The organism is Pseudomonas coronafaciens pv. oryzae str. 1_6, from assembly GCF_000156995.2.
Taxonomy (GTDB): Bacteria; Pseudomonadota; Gammaproteobacteria; order Pseudomonadales; family Pseudomonadaceae; genus Aquipseudomonas; species Aquipseudomonas tremae.
In genome coordinates, this window is sequence record NZ_CP046035.1 from 2,874,547 (window position 1) to 2,900,782 (window position 26,236).

Annotated in this window: 20 protein-coding genes, 1 tRNA gene and 2 pseudogenes; 10 read left to right on the top strand and 13 right to left on the bottom strand. The window is 58.1% G+C overall.

Going from position 1 to position 26,236, the window contains the following annotated elements; genetic code table 11:
- Window positions 1–137 precede the first annotated feature (137 nt).
- From POR16_RS13000 to POR16_RS13020, 5 genes are all read right to left on the bottom strand, one after another.
- A tRNA-Gly gene (locus POR16_RS13000) sits at window positions 138–213 on the bottom strand.
- A gap of 66 nt (window positions 214–279) precedes the next feature.
- Window positions 280–840: a CDP-diacylglycerol--glycerol-3-phosphate 3-phosphatidyltransferase gene (pgsA, locus tag POR16_RS13005; RefSeq protein ID WP_005892534.1), complete on the bottom strand. Its 561-nt coding sequence runs from the start codon at window positions 838–840 to the stop codon at window positions 280–282.
- Window positions 841–872: 32 nt separating this feature from the next.
- A complete protein-coding gene (uvrC, locus tag POR16_RS13010) occupies window positions 873–2,696 on the bottom strand; it encodes an excinuclease ABC subunit UvrC (protein WP_024669297.1) in 1,824 nt (607 codons plus the stop codon).
- A gap of 2 nt (window positions 2,697–2,698) precedes the next feature.
- Window positions 2,699–3,343: a response regulator transcription factor GacA gene (gacA, locus tag POR16_RS13015; protein ID WP_002553344.1), complete on the bottom strand. Its 645-nt coding sequence runs from the start codon at window positions 3,341–3,343 to the stop codon at window positions 2,699–2,701.
- Between the two features lie 136 nt (window positions 3,344–3,479).
- A complete protein-coding gene (locus tag POR16_RS13020; protein WP_005892526.1) occupies window positions 3,480–3,842 on the bottom strand; it encodes a helix-turn-helix domain-containing protein in 363 nt (120 codons plus the stop codon).
- Between the two features lie 80 nt (window positions 3,843–3,922).
- Here POR16_RS13020 and POR16_RS13025 point away from each other — a divergent pair.
- The 8 genes and pseudogenes from POR16_RS13025 to POR16_RS13060 form a co-directional block, all read left to right on the top strand.
- A pseudogene (locus POR16_RS13025) lies at window positions 3,923–4,129 on the top strand (helix-turn-helix domain-containing protein); the annotation flags it as partial.
- Between the two features lie 295 nt (window positions 4,130–4,424).
- The gene (locus tag POR16_RS13030; protein WP_154897058.1) at window positions 4,425–4,571 is read left to right on the top strand and encodes a hypothetical protein; all 147 of its coding nucleotides are present in this window, start codon (window positions 4,425–4,427) and stop codon (window positions 4,569–4,571) included.
- A 339-nt stretch (window positions 4,572–4,910) separates the two neighbouring features.
- Complete coding sequence (locus tag POR16_RS13035) at window positions 4,911–5,993, top strand: 3-deoxy-7-phosphoheptulonate synthase (RefSeq protein ID WP_005892523.1); 1,083 nt, start codon at window positions 4,911–4,913, stop codon at window positions 5,991–5,993.
- A gap of 80 nt (window positions 5,994–6,073) precedes the next feature.
- Window positions 6,074–6,355: a peptidylprolyl isomerase gene (locus tag POR16_RS13040; protein WP_005892519.1), complete on the top strand. Its 282-nt coding sequence runs from the start codon at window positions 6,074–6,076 to the stop codon at window positions 6,353–6,355.
- A 224-nt stretch (window positions 6,356–6,579) separates the two neighbouring features.
- Complete coding sequence (locus tag POR16_RS13045) at window positions 6,580–8,448, top strand: extracellular solute-binding protein (protein ID WP_005892517.1); 1,869 nt, start codon at window positions 6,580–6,582, stop codon at window positions 8,446–8,448.
- Window positions 8,448–9,518 (top strand): microcin C ABC transporter permease YejB, encoded by a 1,071-nt coding sequence (locus POR16_RS13050; protein ID WP_024669299.1) that lies wholly within the window; start codon window positions 8,448–8,450, stop codon window positions 9,516–9,518. Before POR16_RS13045 ends, POR16_RS13050 begins: the two co-directional genes overlap by 1 nt.
- On the top strand, window positions 9,518–10,540 hold the full coding sequence (locus tag POR16_RS13055) for an ABC transporter permease (protein WP_024669300.1): 1,023 nt from the start codon (window positions 9,518–9,520) through the stop codon (window positions 10,538–10,540). The genes POR16_RS13050 and POR16_RS13055 overlap by 1 nt, the downstream gene beginning before the upstream one ends.
- A 1-nt stretch (window position 10,541) precedes the next feature.
- A complete protein-coding gene (locus POR16_RS13060; RefSeq protein WP_122349957.1) occupies window positions 10,542–12,119 on the top strand; it encodes an ABC transporter ATP-binding protein in 1,578 nt (525 codons plus the stop codon).
- 98 nt (window positions 12,120–12,217) lie between these two features.
- Here the strand turns inward: POR16_RS13060 and POR16_RS13065 are convergent, their stop codons facing one another.
- On the bottom strand, window positions 12,218–13,387 hold the full coding sequence (locus POR16_RS13065) for a PilT/PilU family type 4a pilus ATPase (RefSeq protein ID WP_005892500.1): 1,170 nt from the start codon (window positions 13,385–13,387) through the stop codon (window positions 12,218–12,220).
- 154 nt (window positions 13,388–13,541) lie between these two features.
- Here POR16_RS13065 and POR16_RS13070 point away from each other — a divergent pair, with 154 nt between their 5' ends.
- Window positions 13,542–13,817 (top strand): peptidylprolyl isomerase, encoded by a 276-nt coding sequence (locus POR16_RS13070; RefSeq protein WP_005892497.1) that lies wholly within the window; start codon window positions 13,542–13,544, stop codon window positions 13,815–13,817.
- A 115-nt stretch (window positions 13,818–13,932) separates the two neighbouring features.
- Here POR16_RS13070 and pgm read toward each other — a convergent pair whose 3' ends face one another.
- The 5 genes from pgm to POR16_RS13095 form a co-directional block, all read right to left on the bottom strand.
- On the bottom strand, window positions 13,933–15,579 hold the full coding sequence (gene pgm / locus POR16_RS13075; protein ID WP_005892494.1) for a phosphoglucomutase (alpha-D-glucose-1,6-bisphosphate-dependent): 1,647 nt from the start codon (window positions 15,577–15,579) through the stop codon (window positions 13,933–13,935).
- Window positions 15,580–15,694: 115 nt separating this feature from the next.
- On the bottom strand, window positions 15,695–18,022 hold the full coding sequence (locus POR16_RS13080) for an ATP-dependent DNA helicase (protein WP_053480281.1): 2,328 nt from the start codon (window positions 18,020–18,022) through the stop codon (window positions 15,695–15,697).
- 105 nt (window positions 18,023–18,127) lie between these two features.
- Window positions 18,128–19,528: an aminotransferase-like domain-containing protein gene (locus POR16_RS13085; RefSeq protein WP_005892486.1), complete on the bottom strand. Its 1,401-nt coding sequence runs from the start codon at window positions 19,526–19,528 to the stop codon at window positions 18,128–18,130.
- A gap of 2 nt (window positions 19,529–19,530) precedes the next feature.
- Window positions 19,531–21,033: a hypothetical protein gene (locus POR16_RS13090; protein ID WP_122381162.1), complete on the bottom strand. Its 1,503-nt coding sequence runs from the start codon at window positions 21,031–21,033 to the stop codon at window positions 19,531–19,533.
- A gap of 592 nt (window positions 21,034–21,625) precedes the next feature.
- Window positions 21,626–22,648, bottom strand: coding sequence for a zinc-dependent alcohol dehydrogenase family protein (locus POR16_RS13095; RefSeq protein WP_122311722.1), 1,023 nt, complete (start codon window positions 22,646–22,648; stop codon window positions 21,626–21,628).
- Window positions 22,649–22,958: 310 nt separating this feature from the next.
- Between POR16_RS13095 and POR16_RS13100 the strand changes: the two genes are divergently transcribed.
- Window positions 22,959–23,873 carry a LysR family transcriptional regulator gene (locus POR16_RS13100; protein WP_003347707.1) on the top strand — a complete coding sequence of 305 codons (915 nt, stop codon included), beginning with the start codon at window positions 22,959–22,961 and terminating at the stop codon, window positions 23,871–23,873.
- On the opposite strand, the pseudogene POR16_RS26890 reads toward POR16_RS13100, so the two are convergent.
- Together POR16_RS26890 and POR16_RS13105 are read right to left on the bottom strand one after the other, a co-directional pair.
- Window positions 23,874–24,164, bottom strand: a pseudogene (locus POR16_RS26890) (threonine synthase); the annotation flags it as partial.
- A gap of 232 nt (window positions 24,165–24,396) precedes the next feature.
- Window positions 24,397–26,229: an ABC transporter ATP-binding protein gene (locus tag POR16_RS13105; RefSeq protein ID WP_122311723.1), complete on the bottom strand. Its 1,833-nt coding sequence runs from the start codon at window positions 26,227–26,229 to the stop codon at window positions 24,397–24,399.
- Window positions 26,230–26,236 lie beyond the last annotated feature (7 nt).

Here is a 26,236-nt window from a genome sequence, read left to right on the forward strand (position 1 = left end):
AAACCGGCTCAACACGGCCGAGAGGCCAAACGTTTGCCTGGATAATCTGAATAGTGAAGGACTGTGGTGTGCGGCACATGCCGTGACCAAATTTCAGGCAAGAAAAAGCCACTCATTGAGTGGCTTTTTCTTTGAATTGGAGCGGGAAACGAGACTCGAACTCGCGACCCCGACCTTGGCAAGGTCGTGCTCTACCAACTGAGCTATTCCCGCATTGTCTTGATGACGGGCACTATTCTAGCCTTTCAAATAGCGACGTCAAGCCTTTGATTCAAAAACTTATTTTTTTTCTGCAGTGGTCTTGAGGTGCGGCCACGCGGCCCTGAGATATTGCACCATCGACCATAACGTCAGCCCCGCGGCGATAAGCAGCAGCGCGTAGCCAAGGATTACCCAGACGGTAACAGCTGGCGGATTGCCCAGCAGTATGACCAGCGCTAGCATCTGCGCTGCAGTTTTCCATTTACCCATGTTGGAAACGGCGACCTGGGCACGTGCGCCTATTTCCGCCATCCACTCACGAAGTGCGGAAATCACGATTTCACGACCAATGATTACCGCCGCAGGCAGCGTCAGCCATAGATTGGCATGCGCCTGAACCAGCAGCACCAGTGCAACGGCCACCATCAGTTTGTCTGCCACAGGATCAAGAAACGCGCCGAATGGCGTGCTTTGCTCAAGCCTGCGTGCCAGATACCCGTCAAGCCAGTCGGTTGCCGCAGCAAACGCAAAGACCGCACTGGCCGCCATGTAGCTCCAGTGATAAGGCATGTAAAACAGCAGAATGAAGATCGGAATCAGTAAAACGCGTAATACGGTGATCAGATTAGGGATATTCATCGGCACAACTGGCTACGAGGTGAGCGGGCATTCTACTCGCTGTGCAGGTTTGCATAAATCGACTCTGCCAGCTTTTTACTGATTCCGGGTGCTTTTGCGATTTCATCAATGCTTGCACGGGACAATTCCTGTAATCCACCGAAGTGTTTGAGCAAATCTCGACGCCGGGTCGGCCCGACGCCAGCAACGCCCTCAAGGGTCGAAGTGCGCCGGGTTTTGCCCCGACGCGCCCGATGACCGGTGATTGCGAAGCGGTGAGCCTCGTCGCGAATCTGCTGAATAAGGTGTAGCGCCGGAGAATCTCCGGGTAGCGTGAACTCATGGGCCGCGTCGTTCAGGTACAGCGTCTCGAACCCGGCTTTGCGCGTGGTGCCCTTGGCAACACCCAGCAGGATCAGATCCGGAACCTGCAATTCGTTGAGCACATCGCGGGCCATAGACATCTGTCCCTTGCCGCCGTCTACCAGCAGCACATCGGGCAACTTGCCCTCCCCGGCTTTTATGCGGCTATAGCGTCGGGTCAACGCCTGATGCATGGCGGCGTAGTCGTCGCCAGCTGTGACACCTTCGATATTGAACCGGCGATAATCGGATTTTATCGGCCCTTCAGGCCCGAACACGACGCAGGAAGCGACTGTCGCCTCGCCGCTGGAGTGACTGATGTCGTAGCACTCGAGGCGCATCGGCGGCTCATCGAGATTGAGAACCACCGCCAGCGCTTCGAAGCGCGATGCAACATGCTGACGGTTGGCGAGACGCGCTGCCAACGCCTGCTCGGCATTGGTGACAGCCATTTGCTGCCAGCGAGCCCGAGTGCCGCGCACCCGATGGCTGATGATCATTTCAACGCCGCGCAGCTCTTCGATGGCATCAATCAGTGCCGGGAAGTCTTCGTTGACGACGTTGACAATGACTTCGCCGGGCAGCTCCCGGTCGATCCCGCCCAGAAAGTACTGAGCCAGGAACGCCGACATTACCTCGCCGACCTCCTCTTCTATGCCCACCTGCGGGAAGAAGTTCTTGCTGCCCAAAACCCTGCCACCACGAACGCTGATCAGGTGTACGCAAGCGCCGCCGGGGTTGACGAACGCCGCAACCACATCGACATCACCGGTGCCGCCGTCCATGCTTTGCTGATCCTGAACGCGGCGCATCAATGCCACCTGATCGCGAAGCTCGGCTGCACGCTCGAAATCCAGCGCCATGGCTGCTTTTTCCATCGAGGCGTTCAACTCGTCACTCAATGCATTGCTGCGGCCTTCGAGAAACATCACCGAATGGCGCACGTCTTCGGCGTATACCTCAGGCTCGACCAGACCGACACAAGGCCCTTTGCAGCGCTTGATCTGGTATTGAAGACACGGTCGGGTGCGGTTCTTGAAATAGCTGTCCTCACACTGCCGAACCTGGAAGGTCTTCTGCAGCAGGCTGAGACTTTCGCGGATGGCGCCCGCACTCGGGTAAGGCCCGAAATAACGGCCCTTGGCCTTCTTGGCGCCACGATGAATGCTCAGCCGCGGAAACGCGTTATCGGACAGAAACACATAAGGATAGGATTTGTCGTCGCGCAGCAGGATGTTGTAAGGCGGCCGCCACTCCTTGATGAGTGTCTGCTCCAGCAACAACGCTTCGGTCTCGTTGCCGGTGATCGTGGTTTCGATCTGGGCAATGCGCGCAACCAGCGCACCGGTCTTGGGTGCGTGTCCGGTTTTGCGGAAATAACTGGCGAGACGCTTTTTGAGGTTCTTGGCCTTGCCGACGTAAAGCAGAGTGGCTTCGGCATCGAACATCCGGTAGACGCCGGGGCGCCCGCTACAGGTCGCAAGAAAAGCACTGGGGTCAAATGTCTGGGTCATGTTCAGGCGCTGGCATCAACCATGCCGTGGCGCACAGCGAGCAAAGCCAGTTCGACATCACTGCTGATCGAAAGCTTTTCAAAGATACGATATCGGTAGGTGTTCACGGTTTTAGGCGACAGGCAGAGCTTGTCCGAGATGGTCTGGACTTTCTGGCAGCCGACAATCATCAAGGCGATCTGGATCTCACGCTCGGACAGAAGATCGAATGGCGAGTTGTTGACCTGCGGTTGAAACGACTTCAAGGCAAGCTGCTGGGCGATCTGCGGGCTGATGTAGCGCTGGCCTGCAAACACCAGTCGGATCGCCTGAACCATCTCGGCAAGCCCAGCGCCCTTGGTCATGTAACCTGCGGCACCGGCCTGCAGCAAGCGAGTCGGAAACGGGTCTTCCTCACAGACAGTGACGGCGACGACTTTGATGTCCGGATGGCTGCGAAGCATCTTGCGCGTGGCTTCCAGACCGCCGATGCCCGGCATCTTGACGTCCATCAGCACCACGTCGGGCTTGAGCTCGCGCGCTTTCTTCAGGGATTCTTCACCGGAATCGGCCTGACCGACAACCTGCAGCCCGTCAATGTCGGCGAGCATGCGCGTGATGCCTGTCCGCACAAGATCATGGTCATCGACAACTAGCACCTTAATCAAGCAGACACCTCACGCAACAGTCATAACGAATGACAATCACCATAACAAAAACAGTGAGTGAGACCTAGCACTGCGAACTCCGACGCTCGACAATATGACAATGACCCGTGCCGAAGCGCTGAAAAGCCCTTTCGGATCAGCTACCGGAAGGGAGCTTTTCGGCAGCAACAGCACAGCCGGCATGCTCGGCGATAGTCGTGGTCAGACGTCTGATCGCGTCTTGATCTTCTTTTTCCAGCACCCGGTAATTGCCCAGAATCTTCTCCTCGATAACACTCAGATTATCGATCGGCACAGGTGTGTGGGTTCCGGTCAGCACGTAAAGTACATCTACACCCTTGGCAGCAACAGCAGCCAGGTAATCAGCCTTTGGAGCACGGTCACCGTTCTCGTACTTGCCCTGGGCATTGGCTTCAACCCCACCGATCTCACCGAAGCTGCGTTGAGAAAGCCCGAGACGTTCTCGTTCTTTCCTTAATCGGTATCCGATTCCACTCATTTGAATGCATAACCCTGTTGACACACCCTGACGGGTGGTAGAACCCAGCTGAATTAAACTGATTTGAACGGCTTTGAACTATGCCCGGAATACGCACCGCAGCACAAGCCAAGGCCTGGCTTGAAAAACAGTGCACATCCGGTCAGTCTTTTGTTAGTGAAATAGCGTTGATCCCGCAACAAATTTGCCAGGTAATGGCAGAAAGCAGGAACGGCAAAGCGCATAAAGTGACGGTATTGCCAGGCAAGAAGGGTGAATTTATCCCGACTGCAAAACCCAGGCAAAAAAGAAGGCAACGAGTGACGTATTGTTCATCTCATCGGGAGGAAGCTACAGGAATCAATGCTTCCAGCGGTGCAAACAGGCTTGCAAGATACCTTGTTGCGGCCCCACCTGTCACCCACCATCGGGTAGTTCATCGCTGAGCGTTGGGCGCGACATTTGAAACATGTTTCGTTTTTCCACTGTTTGCCACTGACTGTTTTCCACTGATAGCCGCGCCAATGACCTTGATTGAATTTTCCAATTGAACGCGCCGCCGTTCCTGAAGTAAGCTTCGGCTCAATCTACGGAGACACACCCATGCAGCAGTCCATCCCATTCACGCTTCAAGCTCTTGCCGGCATTACTCGCCAGGCATCAGCCGTGGCCGTGCGAATGGTGTCGCTGCGTCAGTGTTTTCAGCTCAATTCTTATTATGGGTATTGGTTTAGCCACTGGCGCGCCTGATACCCATCTGGCGCCCATTTCAAGGGGACGCCAACCAGAGAATTCTCTAACCCCCGGTCGGCTCCCCGATCGGGGGTTTTGTTTTTTCAGAGTCCCGAATTTTCAACTTTTCAAGAACATCACACTGCCTGCTGAGGATCACGACATGAAATACACCACTTATTACCGCAACGACATCGACTTCGCCTGGCGATTTAGCCACCTCCGTTCGGGACAGCCTGCCGCCTCCGACCGGTCACTGCCAGGTGGCAACCGTAAACGCCCGGCCAATACGGCCCTTTGTCGAACACCCCAGTAGGGTCAGCGCGGGATTGCCCCGCCAGCCCAGGAAGCCCGAAAATGAATTCGTCCGTTGCCGTAAAACCGTCTGACCTGTCCACGCCTGTAATGACGCTAGAGGACAGCAGCCCCGCCTCAAAACGCCTGCCAAGCACACTCGAGCTGAAGATCCGACTGCCGCTGAGTGTGGAGCTGACCGAACAGGTCGCTGCACATCGTCGCGCCATACGCGCCATCCTCAATGGCGACGACTCCCGACTACTGATCGTTGTTGGCCCCTGCTCTATTCATGACCCGCAATCCGCGCGTGAATATGCCGAGCGACTGGCCGATCTCGCAGCGCAAGTCAGCGATCAGATGCTGCTGGTGATGCGTGCCTACGTTGAAAAACCTCGTACGACAGTCGGTTGGAAAGGTCTGGCTTATGACCCGCACCTGGATGGCAGTGACGACATGGCCAGCGGATTGGCGCTATCGCGACAGTTGATGCGCGACATGCTTGGGATAGGCCTGCCGGTCGCCACTGAAATACTGCAACCGATGGCAGCGGGCTACTTCGACGACCTGCTCAGCTGGGTAGCGATCGGCGCGCGCACTACCGAATCGCAGATTCATCGGGAAATGGCCAGCGGCCTGCCCATGCCGGTCGGTTTCAAGAACGGCACGGATGGCGGCGTTGCAGTCGCCAGCGATGCCATGCGCTCGGCAGCGCACCCGCATCGACACTTTGGCATGGACCGCCACGGGCACCCGGCGATCATCGAGACGCAGGGCAACCCGGATACCCACATCGTGCTGCGTGGCGGGCATGGCGGCCCTAATCATGATCGCCTGAGCGTCGCCCATGTGCAGGCCAGCCTGAGCAGAAACGCAATAGCTCCACGAATCATGGTGGATTGCAGCCACGCCAATAGCGGCAAAAACCCGGCACGTCAGCCCCACGTATTCAACGATGTTCTCGAGCAACGCCTGTCCGGCAATTCTTCACTGATTGGCATGATGATCGAAAGCCACCTGTTCGAGGGCTGTCAGTCGCTGGGCGAGACATTGCAATACGGGGTGTCGATTACCGATGGCTGCCTGGGCTGGACAGCCACCGAACAGTTGTTGCGGGAAGCCGTCGACCGGCTGCGCTACAGATAGGCAAGGCGAAGGAACTTTGTCGGGAAATACCGCACTGAATCCGGTACGCTCTTTCTTTTTTTCACAGGAGATAATTTCCCATGCCTAAAGCCACTGCCCGCCACATCCTTGTTTCGAGCGAAGAAAAGTGCAACGAACTCAAGGCTCAGATCGAAGGCGGCGCTGATTTCGCGGAAATCGCCAAGGCCAATTCCAGCTGCCCGTCCAGCCGTCAGGGCGGCGATCTGGGTTCGTTCGGTCCAGGCCAGATGGTCAAGGAATTTGACACGGTGGTTTTCAGTGCGCCGGTTAATACTGTTCAGGGTCCGGTCAAGACCCAGTTCGGCTACCACTTGCTGGAAGTGACCAGCCGTCAGGACTGATCCTGCCGTACCGAGTGCCAAACGGCTCATCTTCGGATGGGCCGTTTTCGTTTCCGGCGATTGATTCAGACGCCTGCCTGCAGTGGCTTGGCTAAGCGGCCATTTGTCTGTAGAAGATATCGCGATATCGATGCACGGCCTGCTTGCCTGTGCCTTTGCGTGTCCGATCACCCGTCACCTTTAACCCTGATATTCGCTTGCGGACATCAGTCAGGATTCGAGTCATGCGTTTTGTCTGTTCATCATTGCTCGCTTTGACGCTGACCCTGTTCGGCGCCGTGCCTCCCTTGTCCGCCGCACCGCAACATGCACTGACTGTCTATGGCGAAGCGCCGCGCTATGCTGCTGACTTCAGGCATTTCGACTACGTGAACCCGGATGCTCCCAAGGGCGGCAGCATGCGTCGCTCAGCCATCGAAATCGGTCAGTTCGATCACCTCATGCCGTTCACCGACAAAGGCCTGGGCGTATCACAGATCAACGGCATGCTTTATGCGCCGCTGGCCATACGCTCGCTGGATGAGCCCTATACGGTCTATGGGCTGGTTGCCGAGAAGATGGAGCGCGGTGAGGACGGTCTGTCGTTGCGGTTCTACCTGAACCCGAAGGCTCGCTTCAGCGACGGCACACCGATAACGGCCAATGATGTGAAATACACCTACGAACTGTTGATGACCCAAGGCAGCCTGCAGTACCGGACTCAGTTCGAGTCGGTCAAGGATGTGACGGTCGAATCGCCCACGCAGATTCGTTTCGACTTCAAGCAAAACGACAGCCGCACCCTGCCCCTTGATCTGGCTTCATTGCCGGTATTCCCGGAGCACTGGTGGAAATCCCGCGACTTCGCCAGTGGCGCCGGGTTTGAGATACCGCCTGGCAGTGGTCCTTACACCATCGGCCATGTTGATCCGGGCCGCACCATTACCTTTCAACGTGACCCCGACTGGTGGGGCAAGGACCTGCCAGTCAGCAGAGGCATGTACAACTTCGATAAATTCAGTATCGAGTATTTCGGTGATATCGACGTGGCTCGCACGGTTCTCAAAGGCGGCGCCTACGACTACAACCGTGAATTTTCGGCGACTGGCTATTCGATACGCTATGACGGTCCGGCTCTCAGCGATGGACGACTGCAGAAGGCACATCTGGCCAAAGGTGCCATTCAAAGCTCGCAGGGCTTCGTGTTCAACCTGAGTCGACCCATGTTTCAGGACCGCCGCGTACGCCAGGCACTCTCGCTGCTTTGGGACTTTGAATGGACCAACCGGCAAATGATGCGCGACATGTATATTCGCCAGGACAGTTACTTCTCGAACTCCGAACTGGCCGCCAGCCAGCAGCCCACAGCTGCCGAACTTGAAATCCTCGCCCCCTTGCGTGGCAAGGTCCCGGACGAGGTATTCGATACCGTGTTCAAAGCGCCCAAGACTGACGGCACAGGCCTTATTCGCGACAAGCAGCTGCAAGCCCTGGCGCTGATGAAGGCAGCGGGCTGGACACCTAAAGGCGATGAGCTGGTCAATGCTAAGGGCGAGCCTTTCAGCTTCACGTTTCTCAACGCGCAGACAGGGCTCGAAAGAATGCTGCTGCCCTACAAGCGCACGCTGGCGCAGATCGGCATCCATTTTGACATTCGCCGGATTGACTCGGCGCAGTACCTGAACCGTGTGATGGCCCGCGATTACGACATGATTGTCACCGGTTACCCGGTATCTACGTCCCCCGGAGCCGAGTTGTACAACAGTTTTGGTTCAAAGGTGGCTATGGATCCTGGCTCGAACAACTACATGGCGCTTCAGGACCCTGCGGTCGACACCTTGATTGCAGGGCTGCTCAAGGCTGACAACAAGAAGACCATGACCGACTATGCGCACTGCCTGGATCGCGTGTTGCAATGGAATTACTACTGGATCCCGAACTATTACCCACCGGGTTCCTCGACCGTTTGGTGGAACCGTTTCGGCATTCCGAAAACCCAGGCCAGCAACAGCGAAGCCATCGAAACCTGGTGGGAAATCAGCCCCACGCCGCTGACCAACGAGCAGTTCGCCGAGAAGCGCGGCGCCTCGGCCCTTGCTGCGGAGATGCACTGATGCTGGGTTACATCTTGCGACGGCTACTGCTTATCATCCCTACCCTGCTGTGCATTTTGCTGGTCAACTTCTTCATCGTTCAGGCGGCCCCCGGAGGCCCCGTCGAGCAGGCAATCGCACGCTTACAGGGGGTCGGCGCCGCAACCGCCGGCGCAGGTGCTGGCGCGACAGAGTCGGCCAGCTCCGGGCACTCCAGAGCATCCCGAGGGCTGGACCCGGAACTGATCAAGCAGATAGAACGTCAATACGGCTTCGACAAGCCGCTGCATGAGCGCCTCTGGCTGATGCTGAAAAACTACGCACGGCTGGATTTCGGTTCCAGCTTCTTCCGTGGCGCCAAGGTGACCGATCTAATTTTGCAGAAGATGCCCGTGTCCATTTCTTTGGGGCTCTGGGCGACCTTGCTGACTTACCTTGTGTCAATCCCATTGGGGATTCGCAAGGCTGTCAGGCACGGCAGCCAGTTTGATATCTGGAGCAGCACAGCAATCATCATCGGCTATGCCACACCGGCCTTTTTGTTCGCCATGTTGTTGGTGGTGGTATTTTGCGGCGGCACCTCCATGAACTGGTTTCCGGTGCGTGGGCTGGTCTCGGACAATTTCGATCATCTGACGACGGTCGGCAAGGTTGCAGACTATTTCTGGCACTTGGCGCTACCGGTCTGCGCACTGGTGATCGGTGGCTTTGCGACACTGACCCTGCTGACAAAAAACTCTTTTCTGAACGAAATCACTCGCCAGTACGTGACCACAGCGCGGGCCAAAGGCATGAGCGAGCGGCGCGTGCTTTACGGGCATGTGTTTCGTAATGCGATGTTACTGGTGGTCTCGGGCATACCTCAGGCGTTCATCAGCGTGTTCTTTGCCGGATCGCTGCTGATCGAGGTGATCTTCTCGCTGGATGGTCTTGGTCGCATGAGCTACGAAGCGGCAGTCTCGCGGGATTATCCGGTGGTGTTTGGCTCGTTGTTCATCTTCACGGTCTTCGGCCTGCTGATAAAGCTGATAGGCGATATCTGCTACACCCTTGTCGACCCACGAATCGACTTCAGCGCGAGGAATGCCTGATGCGCAACCTCTCTCCGCTGGCACGTCGCCGCCTTGAACGCTTTCGCAGCAATCGCCGGGGCTGGTGGTCGTTATGGCTGTTTTGCGGGCTATTCGCTCTGACCCTGGGCGGCGAACTGATTGCCAATGACAAACCGCTGCTGGTCAGCTACCAGCATTCGCTGTATTTCCCGGTTTTCAAGCGTTACACCGAACAGCAATTTGGCGGCGAGCTGCCCTTCCAGCCGGACTACCGCAGCGACTACGTGCGCCAGCTGATTGCCAAGGGGGACGGCTGGATGATCTTTCCACCCATCCCCTTCAGCGACGACACACCCAACTACGAGCTGACCACTCCAGCCCCCAGCCCGCCTTCCGCGAGCAACTGGCTGGGCACTGACGATCAGGCGCGGGATGTGCTGGCCCGGGTGATTTTCGGCGCGCGCATCTCGATTCTGTTTGCGCTGGTTCTTACAGCTATCAGCGCATTGATCGGTATCACCGCCGGTGCGCTGCAAGGCTATTACGGTGGCTGGGTCGACTTGTTTGGCCAACGGCTGCTTGAAGTCTGGTCAGGTTTGCCGGTGCTGTACCTGCTGATCATCCTGTCAGGCTTCGTCGAACCGGACTTCTGGTGGCTGCTGGGCATCATGGCGCTGTTTTCGTGGCTCACGCTGGTCGATGTGGTGCGCGCAGAGTTCCTGCGCGGCCGCAACCTGGAATACGTCAAAGCCGCCCGCGCACTTGGTCTCGGCGACCGAAAGGTCATCCTGCGGCACATTCTGCCCAATGCCATGAACGCAACATTGAGCTACTTGCCATTCATCCTGACTGGCGCCATATCGACCCTCACCGCGCTGGATTTTCTGGGTTTCGGCATGCCGGCAGGTAGCGCTTCACTTGGCGAACTGATCGCTCAAGGCAAGCAGAACCTGCAAGCACCTTGGCTGGGCCTGACTGCGTTTTTTGCGCTCGCGCTGATTCTCACCCTGCTGGTATTCATAGGCGAGGCGTTGCGCGATGCCTTCGACCCGAGGTCCTGACATGCCGGAAACCCTGATCGAAATCCGCGACCTCAGTGTCGCCTTCAATGGGCAGAAAGTGGTCAGCCATCTGAGCCTGGATGTCAGGCGTGGTGAATGCCTGGCGTTGGTCGGCGAGTCGGGCTCGGGGAAATCCGTCACCGCCCACTCGATCCTGCAGCTCTTGCCGCGCACTGGCACGCAGACCACCGGCAGCATCACTTACCGTGGTCAGCAACTGGTTGGCGCAGATGATCGTACCCTGCGTGAACTGCGTGGCAACCGGATTGCGATGATCTTCCAGGAACCCATGACTTCCCTGAACCCGCTGCACAGTGTTTCACGCCAGATTGGTGAGACGTTGCTGCTGCATCGCGGAGTCAGCGGGCGCGAGGCCCGCAAGCGAATTGTCGAACTGCTGGAGTTGGTCGGCATTCAGCAGCCGGAGAAGCGCCTGAAAGCCTACCCGCACGAACTGTCGGGCGGCCAGCGCCAGCGGGTGATGATCGCTATGGCGCTGGCCTGTGAACCGGAACTGCTGATTGCCGACGAACCGACCACGGCACTGGACGTGACCGTGCAACGCAAGATTCTTCTGTTGCTCAAGGAGCTGCAGCAACGCCTGAATATGTCGCTGCTGCTGATCAGCCATGATCTGAACCTGGTTCACAGTGTGGCGCAGCGGGTTTGCGTAATGCGCGCGGGCGAGATTGTCGAGCAGTCGGACTGCAAATCGCTGTTCAAGTCACCGCAGCATCCTTACAGCCGATTGCTGCTTGACGCCGAGCCTGCGGGCGAACCGCTGCCGCGCGACTCTCGAGAAACGGTGCTGCAGGTCGATCATCTCAAGGTCTGGTTCTCTCTCACCGGCGGCATTCTGCGGCAGCACAAGGAATACCTGAAAGCGGTGGACGACATCAGCCTGAGTATCGAGCGTGGCAAGACGCTGGGTATCGTCGGCGAGTCGGGCTCCGGCAAGTCGACGCTGGGCCAGGCGATCCTGCGCCTGCTGGAATCGCAAGGCAGCATCCGCTTCAAGGGTCAGGCGCTGGATGGACTCAGTCAGAAACAAATGCGGCCCTGGCGCAAGGAGATGCAGGTGGTTTTTCAGGACCCCTACGGCAGCCTCAGCCCGCGTATGTCAGTGGCGCAGATCATCAGCGAAGGCCTTGAGGTACACAGCCGGTTCGACGCTGCACAATGCGATGCCGAGGTCATTCGCGCACTGGAAGAAGTCGGCCTTGATCCGCAAACCCGCCATCGCTATCCCCATGAGTTTTCCGGAGGCCAGCGTCAACGTATCGCAATCGCACGGGCGCTGGTGCTGAAACCCGCGCTGATACTGCTCGATGAGCCGACATCGGCGCTGGACCGCACCGTGCAGAAACAGGTTGTTGCGCTGCTGCGCGACCTCCAGCAAAAGCATGGGCTCACCTACCTGTTCATCAGCCACGACCTGGCCGTGATCAAGGCCCTGGCCCATGACGTCATCGTGGTCAAGGATGGGAAAGTAGTCGAACGCGGGCCCAGTCACGATCTTTTCGATTCACCGCAACATCCCTACACACGCGAACTGCTGGCCGCTGCCCACCCTGAATGACGAGGTGCGCAAAGAAACGCTTGCGACGCTAACTTTCCGCCCTTGGCGTTGTAACAACGCCACTCGTACACAAGCCTTTGGGCAATGACCTGAAAGGTTCACGCCTGAGGGCCGGGCTCCTCATCGTCGACCAGGCCCCACTCGGCGGTGTTTGCGGTACGGCTGCCGGTCGGTGCCGGGGGCGGCGTGGTCAGTGTGGCGGCTCCGCCTTCACTGTGCAGCTTGAGGCGCAAACGCACGTTGTTTTGCGAGTCCGCATTCTTCAAGGCCTCCTCTTCGCTGATCGCCCCTTGTATCGCCAGATTGAACAGCGCTGTATCGAAGGTTTGCATGCCGAGGCTGCCGGATTTCTCCATGATGCCCTTGAGTTCCGTCAGTTCGTTGCGCTGGATCAAGTCGCGAATGGTCGGCGTGCCCATCATCACCTCCACCGCTGCTCGCCGCTTGCCATCAGGCGTCTTGACCAGTCGTTGCGAGACAAACGCCTTGAGGTTGTTGCCCAGGTCATGCAGCAACTGCCCGCGGCGCTCTTCCGGAAAGAAATTGATGATCCGGTCCAGCGCCTGGTTGGCATTGTTGGCGTGCAGGGTCGAGATCACCAGATGCCCTGTGTCGGCAAACGCAAGTGCGTGTTCCATGGTTTCGCGGTCACGAATCTCGCCGATCAGAATCACATCCGGCGCCTGACGCAGGGTGTTCTTCAGTGCCGCGCGGAAGCTGCGAGTGTCGACGCCGACCTCGCGCTGATTGACGATGGATTTCTTGTGTCGATGGATAAACTCGACCGGGTCTTCAATGGTGATGATGTGCCCGCTAGCATTCCGGTTGCGGTAATCGATCAGCGCAGCCAGGGAGGTCGACTTGCCTGAGCCGGTGGCGCCGACGAACAGCACCAGACCGTGCTTTTCCATCACCACCTCGAGCAACACAGGCGGCAGGTGCAACTCCTCGAAGCGCGGGATATCCAGTTTGATGTTACGGGCAACGATAGACACCTCGTTGCGCTGCATGAAGATATTGATCCGGAACCGGCCGATACCCGCCAGCGAAACCGCGAGGTTCATCTCCAGTTCGCGCAGAAACTCGAGTTTCTGCTCTTCATCCATCAACCCCTGAGCAATCGCAGCCACGTCGCCAGGCTTGAAGGTTTCACTGCCCAGCGGTTTGAGCACCCCGTTGAACTTGGCGCAGGGCGGTGCTCCGGTGGAAAGATAAAGGTCTGATCCATCCTGGCTGGCCAGAATCTTCAACAACGCCGGGAAATCCATAATCAATACCGTACAAAAGTGAAGTAAAAGCGGAGCGCCTTGACGACGGTACGCGTGCAACAGCACTACCCTGGCAGGCGTTGGGAGCCTGTCTGGGCATCAATTACCAATGGCAGGCATAATGGCAGCCTTTTGCGACAGGTGATATTGCGACATGAAAGCCCAAGCCCGCCATATTCTGGTGAAGAACGCCGAAGAGGCCGAACAGCTCAAACAGCGTATTGCCAAGGGTGAGGCGTTTGATGTTTTGGCCAAGAAGCATTCTAGCTGCCCGTCAGGCAAACGTGGCGGCGATCTGGGTGAGGTACGACCTGGACAAATGGTCGGCGCTATCGATCAGGTGATCTTCAAGAAGCCATTGCGCGTCGTGCACGGGCCGGTCAAAAGCAAGTTCGGTTATCACCTTGTGCAAGTCTTCTATCGCGACTGACAGCCAACGCTGTAATAAAAAAGCCCCGAATCGGGCGATTCGAGGCTTCTCGATACATCTGCCAGCTCAGGCCTGCGCAGTCGCAGGCACATGACACCAGCCGTTATCGGCTAAATCACTTCGGCGAAATGGCACCGTCCACCAGCACCTGAGCTTCCGCTACCAGGCGCTTGAGGTGATCTTCGCTGACAAAACTTTCGGCGTAGATCTTGTAGATGTCTTCGGTGCCCGAGGGACGTGCGGCAAACCAGCCGTTTTCGGTCATGACTTTTACGCCACCGAATGCCTGATCGTTGCCCGGCGCATTGCTGAGCACTTTTTGAATCGACTCGCCTGCCAGCTCGGTGGAGGTGACCTGCTCCGGCGACAGCTTGCTCAACAGCGCCTTCTGCTGCGGATTGGCCTTGGCATCGACACGGGTCGAAAACGGCTCACCGAGCGCGTCGGTCATAGTCTTGTAGAGCTCGCTTGGGTCACGACCGGTGCGGGCCGTCATTTCTGCAGCCAGCAACGCCGGAATCAGACCGTCCTTGTCGGTGGTCCACACTGTACCGTCGCGACGCAGGAACGAGGCACCCGCGCTTTCTTCACCGCCAAAGCCCAGCGACCCTTCGAACAGCCCCTGCGCGAAGTACTTGAAGCCCACCGGCACCTCATACAGGCGACGTCCCAGACGTGCAGCCACGCGATCAATCATGCCACTGCTGACCACGGTCTTGCCCACAGCGGCGTCAGCGCGCCACTCGGGACGGTTCTGGAACAGGTAATCAATCGACACAGCAAGGTAGCTGTTAGGCGTCATCAGCCCGCCAGTGGGAGTCACGATGCCATGACGGTCGTGATCCGGATCACAGGCAAACGCTACCTGGTAACGATCCTTGAGGCCGATCAGGCTCTGCATTGCATGGCTGGAGGACGGATCCATGCGAATCTGCCCGTCCCAGTCAACGGTCATGAAGCGGAACGTGGGATCGACAAATTTGTTGACCACGTCCAGATTCAGGCCGTAATGCTCGCCAATCGCCGACCAGTAATTAACCCCGGCACCGCCCAGTGGATCAACGCCCAGACGCAGACCCGAATCGCGGATGGCGTCCAGATCAATGACGCTTTTCAGGTCAGCCACATAGGTATTGACGTAGTCATGGCGATGGGTGGTGTCGGCACGCAGTGCTTTTTCATGGCTGATGCGTGAAACGCCCGCCAATTTCGCAGCCAGCAGTTCGTTGGCCTTGTTTTCGATCCACTTGGTGACATCGCTATCGGCCGGGCCGCCATTGGGCGGGTTGTACTTGAAGCCACCGCTTTGCGGCGGGTTGTGCGAAGGCGTGATCACAATGCCGTCCGCCAGGCCAGATGTGCGGCCACGGTTGTAGCAGATGATGGCGTGAGAAACGGCAGGCGTCGGCGTGTACTCGTCGTCTTGCGAAATCATTACGACAACACCGTTGGCGGCCAGCACCTCAAGCGCCGAGGCAGCGGCCGGTGTGGACAACGCATGAGTATCGGCACCCAGAAACAGCGGACCGTCGATGCCATTGGCCTTGCGGTACAGGCAGATTGCCTGGCTGATAGCCAGCACGTGCCACTCGTTGAAGCCCAGGTCGAACGACGTGCCGCGGTGTCCGGAAGTGCCAAACGCAACACGTTGAACAGGCACCGATGCATCGGGCTGGCCCGTGTAGTAAGCCGTGACCAGTCTCGGAATATCGACCAGTAACTGCGCAGGTGCCAGCTTGCCGGCGAAAGGACTGAGACTCATACAACCTCCACGAAGAAATGAAATTCGGAGCAAAAAGAAAGACTTGCTGCCGATGAAAATCAAATTGTTACGGCAGTTTACTGGCAGTTCGACAGCGCCGCTTGAGTATTGATCCCTAACCGATTGACGTTTCAGGACGCCACCACGCCGGAAACAGCTGTTTCACCTTGGGCTCGGCGAACCGATCATCGATCAGCATCACGACGCCACGATCACTCTGGCTGCGAATCACCCGCCCAGCTGCCTGCACGACCTTTTGCACACCGGGGTAAAGATAGGTGTAGTCATAGCCAGCACCGAACAGTGCGGCCATGCGCTGTTTGAACTGTTCATTGACCGGGTTGAGCTGCGGCAGCCCGAGCGTAGCGATGAAGGCGCCGATCAAGCGTGCACCCGGCAAGTCGATACCTTCGCCGAAAGCGCCGCCCAGCACTGCAAAACCGATCCCCTGACTGCTCAAGGTGAAACGCTCGAGAAACGCGTGGCGCTCCTCCTCGCCCATTCCCCGGGCCTGTTGCCAGAGGGTGATGTGCGGATGAGTATGCGCCATCAGTTCTGCAACCTGTTGCAGGTAATCAAAGCTGCTGAAGAACGCCAGATAATTGCCTGGCCTGGATTCGAACTGCTCGGCCATCAGTTCCACAATCGGCGCCAGCGACGCCTGACGATGAGTGAAACGCGTTGAAATACGACTGACGATACGCACATCAAGTTGCTCGTGATGAAACGGCGACTCCACATCGATCCACGCCGTGTTGTCCGGCAGCCCGAGCAGATCGGCATAGTAATGCCGCGGGTTGAGCGTTGCGGAGAACAACACGGTGCAGCGCGCAGCGCCCAGGCGCGGACGAATGAAACGTGCCGGCACCACATTGCGCAGGCTCAGACGCGACAGGATGCGCTTGCCGCCCGCCTCGCGCCGGGCGATGTCGAAAATGAAGTGTTCGTCGAACAGCTCGGCAATGCGCGCAAAGCCGATGGCTTCCAGATAAAAGCCCTGCAACGTGCCATCCACCGCCTGCGGGTGCTCGTTGAAATGATCACCGATGGTCGAAATACACAGATTCAGGCTGTTGACGAACTTTTCCGGTGCAGCCGCATAAGCCTGATAGGCACCGGGCTGGGCCTTGTGCAGGGCACTCCATTGCCGATCCACGCGCTGCAACGCTTTTTTCACGGGTTCGGGTGCGCTCTGGATCAACGTCTTCAACTGGCTTTGATCCAGACTGGCGCTGTACATCTGCCGCGCGCGCTCGACCATGTTATGCGCCTCGTCGACCAGCACCGCCACCCGCCACTGATTGAGCTGACTCAACCCGAACAGCATTGCGCTCAGGTCGAAATAATAGTTGTAATCGGCAATGACCACGTCGGCCCATCGCGCCAGTTCCTGACTCAAGTAGTACGGACACACCTCATGCTGCAAGGCCGCGTCGCGAACGCCAGCCTGATTCAGCCAAGGCGATTCCAGCGCAGCAGCACGCGCCGCAGGCAGACGATCGTAAAACCCTCGGGCCAGTGGGCAGGAATCCCCGTTGCAGGCCTTGTCGGGGTGTTCGCACGCCTTGTCCCGCGCCACCAGTTCCAGCACGCGCAATTTCAGTTTGGGCGCACTGTGCTTGATGACCCCCAGTGCATCCAGCGCCAGGCGACGTCCAGGGGTCTTGGCCGTCAGGAAGAAAATCTTGTCGAGCTTCTGGCCCGGCGCTGCCTTGAGCAGCGGGAACAGCGTGCCGATGGTCTTGCCGATGCCGGTCGGTGCCTGAGCCATCAGGCACCAGCCGGTGCTGACCGCCTTGTACACCGACTCGGCCAGCACCCTCTGCCCGGTACGAAACGAGGCATGAGGGAACGTCAGGCTACCAAGCGCCTGATGAAGCGTTCGGGTATGCGCCAGTTCTTGCCGAGCCCAGCCCAGAAAGACCGTGCACTGCTGTTCAAAAAACGCTTGCAGCGTCGCGGCGCTGAACGACTCGCGAATGAGGGTCTCCTGTTCGCTGACGATATTGAAGTAGACCAGTGCCAGCGTCACCTCCCGGAGCTGCAGACGCTGACACAGCAGCCAGCCATAAATCTTCACCTGCGTCCAATGTAATTGACGATGGTTGGCGGGCATGGCGTCCAGCTCGCCGCGATAGGTCTTCACTTCTTCAAGCTGGTTGCGACCTGCGTCATAGCCGTCCGCCCTGCCCCTCACCGTCAGTTCCCGGTAGTCGCCCGTCAACGACAGCTCGGCCTGATAATCGGCACCACGACGCGAAGCAACCGTGCGATGCCCGGCAATCCCTTCCTGCGCGGTAGGCGATGGCGTGAAACGCAGGTCGAGATCGCCCGCCTTGGCGGTGAACTCGCACAACGCGCGCACGGCCACCACATAACGCGCGGGTGCATCGTCATCGATGGCAGGTGCCGGATCGGGATGTACAGGGGCAATAAGGGTCACTGCGAGGGGTAGCCATTGGTTGAAAATACTGGACAGGCGTCCAGTTAACAGCCTTGAAACACGTCTGGCAAATACAAATGGATCGACGGCCTGCCGCCTGAGGATTCATGCATGACGTGCGCCCTTCAGGGCCTCTGCCAGAGCCGTTGGCCATATGACTGGATCGCAACTCCAGTCGATGGCGAAACTGAGGCGCAGATATTGCCCATAATCGCCTCGCAGACTGAACAGTTCGCCCGGAGTCACGACAATACGTTGAGCCAACAGCACATCGAACACCTGACGCATGTCGACGACAGACGCGCTCTCGGCCCAGATTCCGCAACCACCCTCGGGGACTTCATAGCGCAGCAGCCCGCCCATGTGCTCATCCAATAGCTGTGTCATGGACTGCGCACGCATGATCAGCGTCTCCCGCAACACCTTGAGGTATGCGTCCAGTCGTCCATTGCTGCACAGCCTCGCGATGGCCCGCTGGCGAACCGGAGGCATTTTGAAAGCCCGCAGCAGAAAGTACCGCTGCCATTGCGCTTCAAGATTCTGGCACAGCAAATAACCGTAGGGCGCTTCAGGCCCCAGACGCTTGTCGAATGCACCGATGATCACCAGCCGCTGCGGGTCAATCAAGTGGCGTAGACGCAACGGATCGGGGACAAACTGCAACTCGCTGTGCGTATCGTTTTCCAGCACCCATACCTTGTGACGATTGAGTACCGTGGCGATCGCCTGGTTATTGGCTGGCAATCGCACACTTCCTCGCACCGGATTCAGTCCCGAGGGCAACACTACGAGACCGATGTGGTTTGTCTTTAAGAGGTCATTGAGCCCTTCTGAATCGAGATTGCCGCCCTGATCCAGCGGTAGCTCGACGACTTGAATGTCGAATGATTGCAGCAAATGCAACAACGTCCAAGCACAAGGCGACTCAACCAGGACCTTCGCGCCACGCAGGCCCAAGGTTTCAAGCACGGCCTTGATCGCCCCTGACAGATCAGGTGCGATGTAGACATGGTCGGCGTGCCAGCAGTGCTCCGCATTAAGCTTGTAACGGGCCGCCAACGCGCTGCGCAATTCCGCGTCACCGAAGGGCTGAAAACCAGGCGCCTGGGGGCGCGGATAGTGTCGAATCAACTCACGCTCCATCGCCAGCAACGGACTTTCCAGAGGATGAAGCAATGTGGGGTCATCGCCGCCCAGCAGGACCATTCCCGGACGCTGAGCGTTGTGCTGCAGAACCTGTAACAGATCACCTTCGCAGTCAGCGCCGACGAGCCTGTCCTGACCAAGCGGTGCCGAGTAATAGCCAGACTTGGCCAACGAGTAGACCCGCCCTTCTTTCTCGAGCAGCGAATAGGCACGTTGTACCGTGGATATCGACACACCAAGACGGCTAGCAAGCTGACGCAAAGACGGCATCTTCAACAGCAGCCCACCTTGCTTCTCATCAGCCAGACGCGCCAGATAGCGATAGATCGCCTGATAAGCGAAGTCCGATCTGCTTTTCATGATCAGCGTCCGGAGAGTATTTCTGCCACGGCCTGACCAGTAGCCGGGTCAACGGTCATGACCTGACGTTTGTCGGGGTCTGCAGCGCGTATGCGGGCGATGATCGAGTGCTCGTCAGCGAAGTCGACCCGCTGCTTGCAATAGAGGTTTTGCAGCGACTTTAGGCTTAAACCGCTGATATCCACCAGCCATTGCATCACCTGTTCCGGGGCGGTCGAGCCTGACAGCGCCTTATGCAGATCCGGCAACGCGACCAGCATGCCGGGGTGGCAGCGGCGCAGAAACATCTCCAGGCCATCACCCTGATTCACGAAGGGTGAGAACAGCATGCAGACCAATTGAGTTTCGTTCAGGCCGAAACCGTCCTGAGCGAAGCCAGACGCCAGCTCGCGACGCGCCTCGATGCGCGCTCTACCGGCATAGGCGCCGAGCGCTTGATCGACCAACCGCTTCGGCATTTGTTTTCTGCGCATCAGGGAGGTTGCCAACTGCAGGTATTCAGCGATGCCGTCAGCGTAGGTGCGCCCTTGCAGGTACTGGGTGGTCAGACCCCGCAGGTGCGCCATGAGCACAGGGTTGGCACAATCGGACTCACTGAAGCTGAACGACAGGTCATCGAAGCGAAAATCCAGAAACTCGGTGAGCAAGGTCCAGTGCTCGTCTGCCTTGCAACTGACCAGATCGGCGATGGTGATGAACGCAGGAGCGCTGGCTTTCTCCGTATAAGCGAGGGGGCGAACCGCTCGTGGGCCTTCATCGCCCTCCCCGTATAACTCGTGATAATAGGCCTGTCCGATGGTGTCGATCACCTGAAGCACGCCGGTCAGGGTCTGACCGCGCCAGCTGCCGGAGTATTGCCCGGTGCGCTGGGCCAGGCGCATGATCCAGGTGATGTACTGCTTTTGCTCCCTGCGCGAATCGCCACTGACCACTGCATCGACGCCATTCCCCCAGCTCAGCGCACGTCCCACGAACTCGGCCAGCCCCAAGTAGCAAGAATTGCAGAACGTGGTGCGAGCGTCTCCTGCGGACAGATGACCACCCAGCAGCATGTCCAGACGATTCTGCTCTCGACCGGCGCTGGAAAAAGGCAGATCCGGCTCAAACGACTGGGTGTACTGATTGTCGATCACCAGCATTTCCACGCGTGGGTCGTCATACAGAAACAGCGCGGAATAGGTACGGTTGATGTTGTCCATGACCGCCGGCGTCATGCCCGCATGACGCCGGTTGGCAACTCGCAGGCTGAACGTGCCTGGCGACCGGCAAGCAATGCTCAGCTGCGCAGCGCGTAAAAAAGCCAGTGTGTAGGCGCTGTCCTTGCCGCCACCAAAAAGAACCAGCACCTTGAAACCGGAAATCCGTTCGATTCCGCCTGCTGCGACAATCAACCGCTGAATCAATAACTGCAGTGCCGTTCGTTCCGCACGCGTGAAATACCCCAACAGCCGTTGCAGCACTTGTTGGTAGACGTAATTCATGGCTTGTTCGTGGATAGAACTCATTGGGCGTCCCCTGCCTGTCGTTCAGACAACAACAATAGGCAGGCACCGCATCGAAGATCAGGCTGACAATAAAGTGTGTGGTCGGGCATGACTCATTCCCTGAGTAATAATGACCGAAGTATTATCAGGGCCTTCAGGATAATTACAATATACAGTTTGCTTTCAAAAAGCGGGCTGTGACCGTAAAACTATACAGCGCCATAAACCTTTAGTTTAAACGCCCGACACAGTCATGGAAGTGCTCATCAACAAGCACACTGTCAGTCGGGGCCTGCCAACAAACGGCAGCGGCATGTCGGCTTTTACGACAACGCCTAAGCTGTGGCTCGCTGTCTTCATGGTCCGTAGGAAAAGACAGCCTGACACCCACTGCTCTGACAGAATTTATCAACTCTAATAAACTGCTGTTAAAGTTGTTTTTCTTATCGACAACCGCGCGTATCAACTTTAATTATCTCTGGCACACAAAACTGGCCGCCGCAGCGCCCGCAACTGTTCATCAGCCTTGTCTTTTGGCACACGGCGCCTGCAAAAAAGCCTTCCGTGTGGAAGGCCTTTTCGATAATAACTTGCTGAGTGCCTGTGTGCGGAGTCAGGCAGACTCGACTTCCAGCACTGCGCGCCCGCCAATCGGGCAGGCGTCCATGTAACGGTGTGCCTGCACGACCTGTTCGAACGGAAAACTGCGCGTCTGTAATGGAGCCAGCTTATTATCCTGCGTCATCTGATTAATGTCTTTCAGGGCGCGTTGCAGTGCTTCCTGGTCTTGCGTAATGCCCAGTTCAGGCTTACCGGTGAAGTTACCCAGGCAATGCACGTAAAACTGAATGTTCTTCTGGAATGCTGCGCAAGCCGGGAACGGCGTCTGATTACCGCCTTGCAACCCGTACAGCACCAGACTGCCACGCGGCGCCAGCACATCACCCATGATTGACATCTGCGGACCGCCCAAGCCATCGAACACGGCATCGACACCACGATTATCGGTGTACTTGTTGATCGCCATCAGCAGGTCCTGCTCTTCGGTGACCACTACCTTGTCGGCACCCAGCGACAGCAGGTACTCACGGGCGTCATCAGTCTTGGTGGCTGCAATCACGCTAACCCCCAGAGCTTTGCCCAGTTGCACGAACGCAGGGCCTGAGCAATGGCTGGCATCGGTGACCAGCACAGTCTGGCCAGCCTTGATACGCGCCAGATCAACATAGGCAAAGTAAGCCACTAGATAGGGCGTGTAATGCACACTGGCCTGAACCGGGGTAAGGATGTCGGGATAACGGGTCAGCGCACGACGTGGCATGACGATGGATTCGCCGTAGACAGGATGCTGGTTGGCGTCGGCTGCCGGGAAGCTGGCGACCTTGTCGCCGACCTGCAAGTCATCGACCCCTGCGCCGAGCGCTGTGACCACGCCCGCCATCTCATAACCCAGGCCAGCCGGCAGCCGGGCCTGAGTGGACGCGAGATTTTGCCGCCAGAGAACGTCGTACCAGCTGACACCGATGGCCTGGACGCGCACCTGCACCTCGCCGGATACAGGCGACGCGACAGGCTGCTCTTCGAGCTTGAGCACCTCGGCCGGGCCAAACTGGTGAAAACGGATCGTGCGGGACATTTAGAACCTCGCCTGGTAAACCTTGATGCCACAAACTTTATCCGGGCATTGCCGGGAACACTATCGGTGGCTATTGATAGTCGACATGCCTGTCATCGATTGTGTCCTGAGAGCTGCATGCCGCGGCCAGACAGCGTCTGGAAGCCAGTATGCGTAATGGCCGCCATTGTTCGCATGTCGACGAGACATTGCAAGCCATGTGGACATTCAGTGCCCTTGCCATTAATTTTCCCTGCGCCCGACCCGCATTTGCTCGTACTATCGCACCCTGCTCACGTCCTCAACCGACAAATGGCCCGAGATATTCCGCATGAACCGCAACGACCTGCGTCGCGTCGACCTCAACCTGCTCATCGTTTTTGAAACCCTGATGCATGAGCGCAGCGTGACGCGTGCGGCGGAAAAACTGTTTCTTGGCCAGCCCGCCATCAGTGCTGCGCTATCACGACTGCGCGGCCTGTTCGACGACCCGCTGTTCGTCCGTACCGGCCGCAGCATGGAACCCACCGCCCGCGCCACGGAAATCTTCGCCCTGCTCTCCCCGGCACTCGACTCTATTTCGACCGCCGTCAGTCGGGCTTCGGAATTCGACCCGGCGACCAGCACTTCGGTGTTTCGTATCGGTTTGTCGGACGATGTGGAATTTGCCTTGCTGCCCACGCTGCTCAAGCGCCTGCGCTCCGAAGCACCAGGGATTGTGCTGGTGGTCAGACGCGTCAATTACATCCTGATGCCGCCATTGCTGGCGTCTGGGGAAATTTCGGTCGGCGTCAGTTACACCCAGGACCTGCCCGCCAACGCCAAACGCAAGGTATTGCGCAGGAGCAAGCCGCAGTTGCTGCGTGCCGATTCAATACCCGGCCCCTTGAGCCTCGACGACTTCTGCGCCCGGCCCCATGCGTTGGTTTCCTTCGCCGGCGACCTGAGCGGCTTCATTGACGAACACCTGGAGAAACTGGACCGCAAACGCCATGTTGTCCTCGCTGTGCCGCAGTTCAACGGCCTGGCAACCCTGCTGACCGGCACAGACATCATCGCCACCGTGCCGGATTATGCCGCGCAGGTACTGACCGCCGCCGGCGGCGTCCGCTCTGAAGACCTGCCGATTGAAACCCGTACGTTCGAGCTGCATATGGCCTGGCGCGGCGCGCAGGATAATGACCCTGGGGAGCGTTGGTTGAGGTCGCGGATCCAGATGTTTTTTGGCGATCCGGATAGTCTTTAAGTGTATGAATGGGCGCAGAGCATCATTACGATTGGTAGATATGGTTATCTGATTGATCGGAAGCCCCATCTTCTGGGCAACAAAGCCGGCATAGGCCTCGGCGAAGCCGGCCGCAGGAACGCTGAGGCCTATAGGACGTAAGCTAACACTCGATTGCAGGCGACGTGGAAGTAGAAAACACTCTGCGCCAGAACTCCGACCCAGTAGGTCGAATTGAACCCTAGGAATATCAAACCGGGCAGTGGCTACTCACGCAAAAGTCGCGAGAGCAATGTTCTGACAATCATCAAACTACCCTAAACTGCGAGAGTGAGAACCCGCGAAGAGTCTGTAGACTGAAATATCTCCAGTCGCTCACCAAATCATTGGACGAGTACGCGAACATAATTCCCTGCCAAAACTCGGCCATGTGCAAGTTGGAAACCAGCGTATCTAACGCATCAATAAGCCCGGCAGTCCTGGCAGGCCCCCATCAGCCTGACCGGTGGCTGCTCACGCTCGGCCAGGCGGACGAAGCGCGCACTCATACGTAGGTACCCACTAATTTCATGCTGCTCACACCTTCCTGCACCTTGAGCAGCTCGGCACTGGTGTGATGGCAAAGAATCTCACTACCGCCGGCGATTTTGCCGCGCGGTGGCGCGCTACGATTGCACAGGCCGTCGATGCGCACCGGGCAGCGATCAAGAAACGCACAGAGATTCGCTACGTTGGTCTGCTCGCCAATCGACGGCAGCTTGCCTTTAGCGGCTCCGCAGGTTTCCAGCCAGCCCTGGCGCAGCTCCGGCACCGAATTGGTCAACAGGTTGGTGTAGGGATGGAACGGCGCCTGGGCGAACGCACTCTGATCACCGGCCTCGACCTTGTAGCCGCTGTACATCACCACTATGTCGTCACAGAGCGCACGAACGGTGGATATGTCATGACTGATGAACAGGAAGGAGACTCCCAGTTCGCGGCGCAGGTCGCGCAACAGTTCAAGAATCGCCGCGCCCACCACTGTATCCAGCGCCGAGGTCACTTCGTCACAGAGGATCAGATCCGGCTCCGCCGCCAGCGCCCGCGCCAGGTTGACACGCTGCTTTTGGCCGCCGGACAACTCGCCGGGCCGGCGTTGCGCAATGCTGGCCGGCAACTGCACCAGCTCCAGCAATTCGACCACCCGACGCTGCTGCTGCGCGCCGCTCATCCCGTGGTAGAAACGTAGCGGGCGACCGAGGATCTGTTCAATGCTGTGCTTTGGGTTCAGCGCCGTATCAGCGTTCTGGAAGACGAACTGAACACGCCGGAACTGCTCTCGGGTGCGCCCCGCCAGCTTCCTGCTGAGCGGCTGACCGTCCAGCAGGATACGTCCGGCCGACGTTGGTGCCAAACCGGCGATGGCCTGCGCCAGCGTGGTTTTCCCCGACCCCGACTCGCCGATCACGCCGACCGCCGCGCCGCGCCGGATCTTCAGATCGACATTCTGCAGCACCTTCTTGGTGCCGTAGCAAATCTCCAGACCGTGGATTTCGAGCAGCAGATCCTCTTGCGCCGAAGGTACCTCTTGAACGCCCGCTCTCAGGCGAGCTGCCGGCCTTATCGCGGCCAGCAGGCTGCGCGTATAGGGATGTTCAGGTGCAGCCAGGATCTGTTCGGTAGGGTTGTTTTCCTGAATCCGGCCGTCGCACAGTACGACGATGCGGTCGGCCATCTGCGCCACCACCGCCAGATCGTGGGAGACGTAAATAGCCGTGGTGCCGCGTTCTCGTACCACCTTTTTGAACGCCCGCAGCACTTCAATCTGGGTCGTGACATCCAACGCCGTGGTCGGCTCATCCAGAATCACCAGTGCCGGATCGGTTATCAGCGCCATCGCCGCCATCAGCCGTTGCAGCTGCCCACCCGAGACCTGGTGCGGATAGCGCGAACCAATGCGTTCCGGTTCCGGCAGAGCCAGTTCGCGGAACAGCTCGACGGCCTTGGCCTGCGCCTGCTTGCGTGACAGAACGCCATGGATCAGCGCGCTTTCGATCACCTGTTCCATGATGCTTTTGGACGGATTGAATGCCGCGGCCGCACTCTGGGCGATATACGCCACGGTGCGCCCGCGCAGCTTTGCCAGCTCGGTATTCGACAGTTTCAGGACGTCGATATCACCGACCCGTATAGAGCCGCCGACGATACGGCAACCCGAGCGGGCGTAACCCATCAGCGACAGCGCTATGGTGCTCTTGCCGGAACCCGACTCGCCGATCAACGCCAGAACTTCGCCTTTTTTCAGGCTGAAATCGGCACCGTGCACGATGGGTATATTGATGCCCTCTTCGTTACGTGCAACCACACGCAGGCCACTTACCCTGACGATTTCGTTCATCTCACTT

Coding starts and splice junctions, on each gene's coding strand:
- pgsA (WP_005892534.1), bottom strand. CDS start 840: ATGAATATCCCTAATCTGATCACCGTATTACGCGTTTTACTGATTCCG.
- uvrC (WP_024669297.1), bottom strand. CDS start 2,696: ATGACCCAGACATTTGACCCCAGTGCTTTTCTTGCGACCTGTAGCGGG.
- POR16_RS13020 (WP_005892526.1), bottom strand. CDS start 3,842: ATGAGTGGAATCGGATACCGATTAAGGAAAGAACGAGAACGTCTCGGG.
- POR16_RS13030 (WP_154897058.1), top strand. CDS start 4,425: ATGCAGCAGTCCATCCCATTCACGCTTCAAGCTCTTGCCGGCATTACT.
- POR16_RS13035 (WP_005892523.1), top strand. CDS start 4,911: ATGAATTCGTCCGTTGCCGTAAAACCGTCTGACCTGTCCACGCCTGTA.
- POR16_RS13040 (WP_005892519.1), top strand. CDS start 6,074: ATGCCTAAAGCCACTGCCCGCCACATCCTTGTTTCGAGCGAAGAAAAG.
- POR16_RS13045 (WP_005892517.1), top strand. CDS start 6,580: ATGCGTTTTGTCTGTTCATCATTGCTCGCTTTGACGCTGACCCTGTTC.
- POR16_RS13050 (WP_024669299.1), top strand. CDS start 8,448: ATGCTGGGTTACATCTTGCGACGGCTACTGCTTATCATCCCTACCCTG.
- POR16_RS13055 (WP_024669300.1), top strand. CDS start 9,518: ATGCGCAACCTCTCTCCGCTGGCACGTCGCCGCCTTGAACGCTTTCGC.
- POR16_RS13060 (WP_122349957.1), top strand. CDS start 10,542: ATGCCGGAAACCCTGATCGAAATCCGCGACCTCAGTGTCGCCTTCAAT.
- POR16_RS13065 (WP_005892500.1), bottom strand. CDS start 13,387: ATGGATTTCCCGGCGTTGTTGAAGATTCTGGCCAGCCAGGATGGATCA.
- POR16_RS13070 (WP_005892497.1), top strand. CDS start 13,542: ATGAAAGCCCAAGCCCGCCATATTCTGGTGAAGAACGCCGAAGAGGCC.
- pgm (WP_005892494.1), bottom strand. CDS start 15,579: ATGAGTCTCAGTCCTTTCGCCGGCAAGCTGGCACCTGCGCAGTTACTG.
- POR16_RS13085 (WP_005892486.1), bottom strand. CDS start 19,528: ATGAAAAGCAGATCGGACTTCGCTTATCAGGCGATCTATCGCTATCTG.
- POR16_RS13090 (WP_122381162.1), bottom strand. CDS start 21,033: ATGAGTTCTATCCACGAACAAGCCATGAATTACGTCTACCAACAAGTG.
- POR16_RS13095 (WP_122311722.1), bottom strand. CDS start 22,648: ATGTCCCGCACGATCCGTTTTCACCAGTTTGGCCCGGCCGAGGTGCTC.
- POR16_RS13100 (WP_003347707.1), top strand. CDS start 22,959: ATGAACCGCAACGACCTGCGTCGCGTCGACCTCAACCTGCTCATCGTT.
- POR16_RS13105 (WP_122311723.1), bottom strand. CDS start 26,229: ATGAACGAAATCGTCAGGGTAAGTGGCCTGCGTGTGGTTGCACGTAAC.